The 6,568-nt window shown below is 52.0% G+C and carries 4 protein-coding genes and 1 tRNA gene; 4 read left to right on the top strand and 1 reads right to left on the bottom strand.

The genetic code is table 11. The annotated features are described in order from the left end of the window. Positions 1-689: 689 nt before the first annotated feature. A complete protein-coding gene (locus tag AC24GY_RS28625) occupies positions 690-2,021 on the bottom strand; it encodes a hypothetical protein (RefSeq protein WP_487690093.1) in 1,332 nt (443 codons plus the stop codon). A gap of 265 nt (positions 2,022-2,286) precedes the next feature. On the opposite strand from AC24GY_RS28625, the gene AC24GY_RS28620 reads away from it, so the two are divergent. The 4 genes from AC24GY_RS28620 to AC24GY_RS28605 all read left to right on the top strand — a co-directional run bounded on the left by AC24GY_RS28620 (position 2,287) and on the right by AC24GY_RS28605 (position 6,547). Continuing rightward, a tRNA-Gly gene (locus AC24GY_RS28620) sits at positions 2,287-2,357 on the top strand. Positions 2,358-2,393: 36 nt separating this feature from the next. Continuing rightward, on the top strand, positions 2,394-2,972 hold the full coding sequence (locus AC24GY_RS28615; RefSeq protein WP_487690090.1) for a hypothetical protein: 579 nt from the start codon (positions 2,394-2,396) through the stop codon (positions 2,970-2,972). A 56-nt stretch (positions 2,973-3,028) separates the two neighbouring features. Continuing rightward, entirely contained in the window at positions 3,029-4,231 is a 1,203-nt protein-coding gene (locus AC24GY_RS28610; RefSeq protein ID WP_487690087.1) for an outer membrane beta-barrel protein, read from the top strand. 117 nt (positions 4,232-4,348) lie between these two features. Beyond that, positions 4,349-6,547: a GumC family protein gene (locus tag AC24GY_RS28605; RefSeq protein WP_487690084.1), complete on the top strand. Its 2,199-nt coding sequence runs from the start codon at positions 4,349-4,351 to the stop codon at positions 6,545-6,547. Positions 6,548-6,568: the final 21 nt, after the last annotated feature.

Raw genomic sequence — 6,568 nt, 5'->3', positions numbered from 1 at the left:
AATTAATTAGTGGTGTTTTAGCGCGCTATATATAACAATTGTTGATCATCACTTTGGTCTACAGTCGTTTCAGAATTATTCTTATCGCTGCTGTGCTATTAGGACGCGCAAATCTAGCAGCGTCAGAAATTATTTTGTTTGAGGCCCCCTTGGGAACGCTGTCATTTGTTTCAATTCATGAAGCTGGGCACGTTACGGTTGCAAAATCTTGCGGATTTCTTGCGGTTAGTGCCAAGGTTTTCCAGATGTCCAAATACGGAGTGGGAACCTTTTGGAAGGGGCAAACGAGCTTAACGGGGGGCGGCGCGGGGAAAGGGATGGCCTTGATCAAACTCGGAGGCAGGTTTGCCGAACAGTTCCTTGATAAATCGAACCGAATACATCAACCTAGTTTTCTTGATGTGATTGGGGATCGCAGCATCATAAGTCATTCTGACAAGTTAAGCCAGATTGATCTTGGATCCTTCAGTCTTCTGGAAGCACAGCGAAGAACATATCTTATCCTAACAAGCAGAATGACTGATTTAGATCGGATTTACAAATCACTATACCATCGCCACACATATCCATAATTTGATGTTTACCGCAAAGTGTGGCGCGGCACCCACTATGCCTTGCAAGGTTTCACACCAAGGCAACAGCTAGTGCAAAAATTTAGCAACAGACTTCAGCCAAGGGGTTAGTTTTGGCTATTGATCCAATAGTTTTAAAATGCGCGGATGCTGTTGAATCCAGATTTTTGATTTTTCCTTGCTGCTGACTTTCCAAGTTTCGAGTACTTGAGTGAGGCACATCTTTTGAAGTGCCAAATCACTGATAGAGGAAGCCAGCTCAGCGGCGGCCTCGGGGTCCGAATCTGTCAAGACATTAGCAAGTTTGCTGAGTCCAATATTCTTTTCCAAACCGCCTTGTTGCTGCTTTACCCAGGATTGACAGGCTGAGAAGTCAGCCAGTGCCCAATTTTCGAGAATGATTTCCAAGGCGGCTGCCTGGCTGTCTTTGGACGTCAAAGTCTGAGTCCATTTCAAAGCTTCAAGGGGGTAAGCGGTTGCCCAATTTCCAAGGATTAATTTGCGGCTATTTGAAAAAGATTCGCCTTCCAAATTGGCCTCTGCCCAAGTGTATGCAGCAGCAGAATTATATTCTGCCCATTCAGTGGCAATGGCAGCTTTGCACAAGCTGGAAAGCTGACGGTCTGCTAACTGTGATACCCAGCTGGCGGCGGCAGTGCGGTCAAATTCTGCCCACTTTGAGATAGCACTTGGAAGCAGCCAGTGGTGTTCGGGTGCTGCCACCAGCCAGTCTGAAGTCATCTCTGGATAGTGCTGCACCCATATTTTGACCACTTTGGAAACCATCAGATCGTGGAATTTTCCAAGGGGCAGAGCTGCAGCCCAGTGAGCGGCATCCATCGGTCGGAGTTCGGTCCAATTTTCGAGAACTTCAACAACATAAAAAACACGCTCGATTTCATTCGAAAGCTTCATGCCCCAGTTGATGGCAAGGGAAGGTTCTGTTTTTCCCCAAACTTCGCCAATTTGAGCGTAAGCGGTTCTCCGATAACCATTCGAGAGATTTTCAGACGCCCATTGGAGCGCTGCCAAGGGTGCTTTGGCGGCCCAGCCCTCCAAGGCCTTGTTCGTGGCGAGCATGCGCACTTCACCATCAGGCAATTCTCTGGTATGATTCAAGGCTTCCGCGGGATTGTTCCTGCCCCAGACTTTCATGAAGGGACCCAAAAATAACAGACGATCAGGCAGAAAGGCTAATTGCCCCATCAAATTCCAGGCTTTTTCGGGATCCGAGGCGCCCAATTTCTTAGAAAGCAGGGCAAGAAAAATGTGTCGTTCTTCGAAATCGTCAACCTTTAGGATCGATTTCAATTCGGCTTCGTAGTCGAATGAAGCACCTGATTTCCCATTTTTCTTTTCTGGTGATTCCAGCCCTTGTGCGGAGCACTCGCAGAAATCAAAAACAAGCAAGGCAATGCCAGCAGAGAGGCCTGATCGCAGAGATTTCATGAGTAAATTTTTCAAAAAATATTGGTCAGAAACTTTGGATGTCGAAATGGATGACGCTCAGATAGTAAAAGATGGTTCTAAAATGCGCCATTGGAAGTGCAAAAAGTGCCGTGCATGACAATAATACGATTGCCGTTGTGCACTTCGGTGTTAGTTTAATAAAGCAATCAGCGGTTATCGACAAATCTATATTTTAATCATTTCCATAATTTCTAAAATTATAGATTGCGTGATGTTGATTGTGTGTGAATGTAGAGTTGTTATTGCGGGTATAGCTTAGTGGTAAAGTTCCAGCCTTCCACGCTGGCCATGTGGGTTCGATTCCCACTACCCGCTCTGAAAATGGGGGAAACCCCAAATAAACAACTCGTCATGAAAGCATTCCTTTTGATACCCAACTCCAAGAAATTGGTCATCATCCTGAGCGTGGCATTCTCGCTCAATGCAATGGCACAGTCTGCAAATAATTGTGCAGACATCTGCAATGATGTTAAAACTGCGGTTGAAAAAGATCCATCCAAGGTGCTGATGATTCTGGAAGATGCTCTGGTCATCAATGAAGGATGTGCGGGTGATATTGTGAAAATAGCGATTACGGCTTCCAAAGCAGATGAAACGCTTGCAGGACAGATTGTGCAAACTGGTGTCAGCGTGGCACCCAAAATGGAAGTGGCGATAAACGAGGCGGCTACATCCTTGTTCCCTGGTTTAAAAGCTGTCACAGTTGCTGCAGAACGTCCGATTGCGGTCTCTGGAAAAAACCCGGTCTTTGAAAAGAACCCGGGGAAAAACCCGGTCTTAGATTCACCTGAACCTAAAACTTTGGATTCACCTGAGCCCTCAATCTCGATGGGGCCCGTTCGTGGAGTTTTCCTCATGCCGCCTGTGTCAGGTCCGCTGCCCCCCCGGACGACGACCAATCCAGTTTCGCCTTCGAACGCAATACCTTGATCATTTTGCAAGGCAATATGCAGCCACATTGATCATTCGAACTGTTCCCACAACCCATGCGTATTAAACTGGCAATGCTCATCCTGGCAGTCGCTGCACTCAGCCCAGCGGCCTTGCGTGCGCAGGGGTTGGTCGGGATCCAAAATTATTCGGCCGATTTCAGCACCGAGGAGCCGCTCACGTTTTCAATCACCGGCAACACCGGCTATGACGTGCTCAAGTACAAGGTGCCTTCGGCTTCGTTGAGCAACATTGATTCGTGGTACATGCAGGCGGGTGCAGGGACATCTTACACCCATGCGGACCAGACCACACCCTACAGTTTCAGTCTTGAAGGCAGCGTTCTTGAATACGTGAACGGAGTGCCGGTTTACGGCAGCACCTTTTACAATGGCAGGGCGACCTTCAATTTTGAGCACCAGTTTTCGGAACGCCTGAAGATGAGCAACAACTTCTACCTCACTTACGGGACGAATCCCAACAGTGCGTTTGGCTACGGTGCCACAAGCGCCCTGTGGAACGGGCAGTTTTTGTACGGCTACAACAATTTCAATGTGAGCTATGCCTGGACGCCACGGTTCTCCACCACAACGTCCTACACGTTCGACGGCATCGCCTATGAGGACTCTACGGTAGCCACTTCTCAGGACCGTTACTCGCATTTGCTTGCCCAGCAATTTGCCTATAAAATTGCGCAGCGGACCAGTCTGACGGCAGAGTACCGCTACCGCCTGACGGACTACACCAAGAGCGGCTTCCAAAACTACCATTCACATTTCGCCCTGGCTGGAGTCGACCATGCATGGAGCGAGAACATGTCCACTTCAGTGCGGGCTGGTGCGGAACTTTACGAAAACGGCCGTGGGAGACAAACGAAGCCCTATGCTGAAGCTGCGCTCAACTATGCGGTGGCTAAGCAGACGCAACTGCGCTGGTTTACGATGCTGGGTTTCAACGGCGCGCTGCTGGGCAGCTACAGAAGCAGCTATGGGGTGAACACCGGCGTGCAGCTGAACCATCAAGTCACCAAGCGTTTCAGCGTCAATGGCGGGGCGAGCTATGCGCACTCAGAGCTCTCTGGGGGAACCACTCCGGATCAGACGCAGGACTCGGTTTTCCTCAACACGGGCATTGGCTATCAGCTGATGGATAACGTCAATCTGAACGCCAACTACTCATTCTCCACGCAGTTGTCGAACAACGCTCTGGTTGAATTCAATCGCAATCAAGTCTCCCTTGGAGCGACGGCCACCTTTTAGTCCCAACAGCCAAAACAGCAATCCGCCGGCGGGCAGATTCGGACATCACGAATCTCCCGCTGGCGGCATTTCAAGACCGCTTTCTTAACCTCTCCGAATAATCAAACCCGAGCAGTCATGAACGAGTCCGGCACCGAACTGCAAAAGCATGCGATGGACACCTGGCAGGTGGTCAAGAATCGCTTTGGGCTCATCTCGCTTTCGTTCATCCTGATCTTCGCGGCGGCAGCAGTGCTGACTTATATCATGCCGCGGAAGTATCGCGGGCATGTCGAAATGACCATTGAGCGCATCACGCAGGACATCAATGTGTTTGACCGCAACCGCAGTGACGGCCTCGCCTTCACGCAGGAGTACATCAAAACTCAGTTCGAGACGATCACCAAGCCCACCACGCTTTATCCGGTGATCGAAAAACTGGAGCTCACCAAAAAGTGGGAGCTGCCGAGCCGCCAGGCGGCGCTGGCGAAACTGCGCTCCAATCTGGACACGCAGTCGATGCTGCGGTCAGATTTTGTCACCATTGATTATTACGATCAGGATTCCCAGCTCGCGGCCGCCATCGCCAATGAAGTGGCCAAGAGCTACATGGATCAGCGCAACAACATTGAGAGCGGCAAGAAGCAGAAGGCCCTTGACGTGCTGCAGCAGCAAATTTCGGAGCAGGAGTCTCTTCGTGGGCAGGCGCAGGTGCGTGCGCAGGAGGCCCGGCGCAAGGCTGGCATTGTGGGCGACTGGATCGTCGGCGGTGGCAGCTCGCTGAATCCCGGCGGTGAGATGCGCAGTGAAAAAGACTCCATGGTCATCTCACGTGAGCAGGCCCTCATGATCGCCGATCAGGAAATTTTAACGCTGCAGTCAGAGATCGACCAGGTGAGCAAGCTGACTCCCGAGCAGCTCATTGACCAGGCGTCAGGACTTAAACTGGAAAATCAAAACATCATCGCCATCACGTCGAAACTGCAGGACCTCAAGGTTTCGCGTGAAGGCCTGATGAATGAAGGGCGTGGACGCCTTCATCCGCAGGTGCTGAGCGTGGACAGCCAGATGGCTGAGTACCAAAAGCTCATTCAAGGAGAAGCCAAAGCGCATGTGGCGGGCCTGCAAAACCGGCTTGATGCTGCAAGGAAGAAGCGGGAATCCCTCAAGCTTTACAACGAGGACGCCAAACAGGAGCTGCAGAACATGTCGTCTCTTTACACCGAGTACAAGACGGCCAAGGACGAGGTGACCTACCTGGAAGATCTGCTGGTGAAAATGCGCTCACGCTTCTTCGAGGAAAAAGCGGGCATCGAGCTCGTGAAATCTCCCGCCACGATTTATTCTGAAGCAGAGCCGGAAGGAAAGCCTGCCAAGCCCAACGTGCCGCTGCACCTTGCGCTGGGCGGTGTGCTGGGGCTCATGTTTGGTCTGGGTCTCGCCTTCTTCCTGGAATACATGGACACGACGGTGAAGAACCTGGATGACGTGGAGCGCTACCTCGGTGTGCCCGTTTTGGCGGTGGTGCCCAAGGATGTGGGAGTGCTGCACCGCTCCAGCGGTTTCAATCCAGATGCCGAAGCGTACCGCATTCTGCGCACGAACATTGAATTCAATCGCAAAACGCCGGACGCGAACTGCCTCAGTGTGGTCAGTGGCGGGGCAGGGGAGGGGAAATCCACCACGATGGTGAACCTTGCCTATGTGTGCGCGCAGGGCGGCTACAACGTGCTGCTGATTGACGCGGATTTGCGCCGTCCCAGCCTGCACACGCATTTCGATGTGAGCCATGCCACGGGCCTGACCAATTACCTCACCACCGACATCCGGCTGGAAGATGTGGTGCTGCGCACGCCGGTGGAGAATCTCTTTTTCCTTCCCAGCGGCCTGCTGCCGGCGGACAGCGCGGGACTGCTCAATTCCCAGCGCATGGTGGATCTGATCACCGAAGTCAAAAGCCGTTTTGACCTCGTCTTGATCGACTCACCGCCTATCCTTGGAGTCAGCGACGCGTCGGTGCTCGCCAATCTGGCGGACATGACGATGATCGTGGTGCAGCACCGCAAGCTGCCGCGCCACATGCTCATGCGCGTGAAGCAGGGCGTGGAAAATGTCGGCGGCAAGGTGGTGGGGGTGGTCCTCAACAACGTGGATCTGCGCAGCGATGCGCAGTACCAATATTACACCAGTTACTACACGTACTACTCGCCGACGAACTCGCCCAACGGCGGCTCGGGAGGCAAGTCCCGCCGTCGCAAGATCAAAGCCGAAACCACCGCCACCGTACTGGGTGGCTCCCAGTCAGTTTCGCGGCTGGATGGTGACGATGTCTTTTAATTTCACTTCAACACGCACTGC

This window comes from Prosthecobacter sp. Pr1, assembly GCF_057652315.1.
This window is presented reverse-complemented; position numbering and strand designations above follow the sequence as displayed.

What these genes read in the sequence shown, in the direction of transcription:
- AC24GY_RS28615 (WP_487690090.1), top strand. Translation starts at nt 2,394, where the DNA reads ATGAAAGCATTCCTTTTGATACCCAACTCCAAGAAATTGGTCATCATC.
- AC24GY_RS28625 (WP_487690093.1), bottom strand. Translation starts at nt 2,021, where the DNA reads ATGAAATCTCTGCGATCAGGCCTCTCTGCTGGCATTGCCTTGCTTGTT.
- AC24GY_RS28605 (WP_487690084.1), top strand. Translation starts at nt 4,349, where the DNA reads ATGAACGAGTCCGGCACCGAACTGCAAAAGCATGCGATGGACACCTGG.
- AC24GY_RS28610 (WP_487690087.1), top strand. Translation starts at nt 3,029, where the DNA reads ATGCGTATTAAACTGGCAATGCTCATCCTGGCAGTCGCTGCACTCAGC.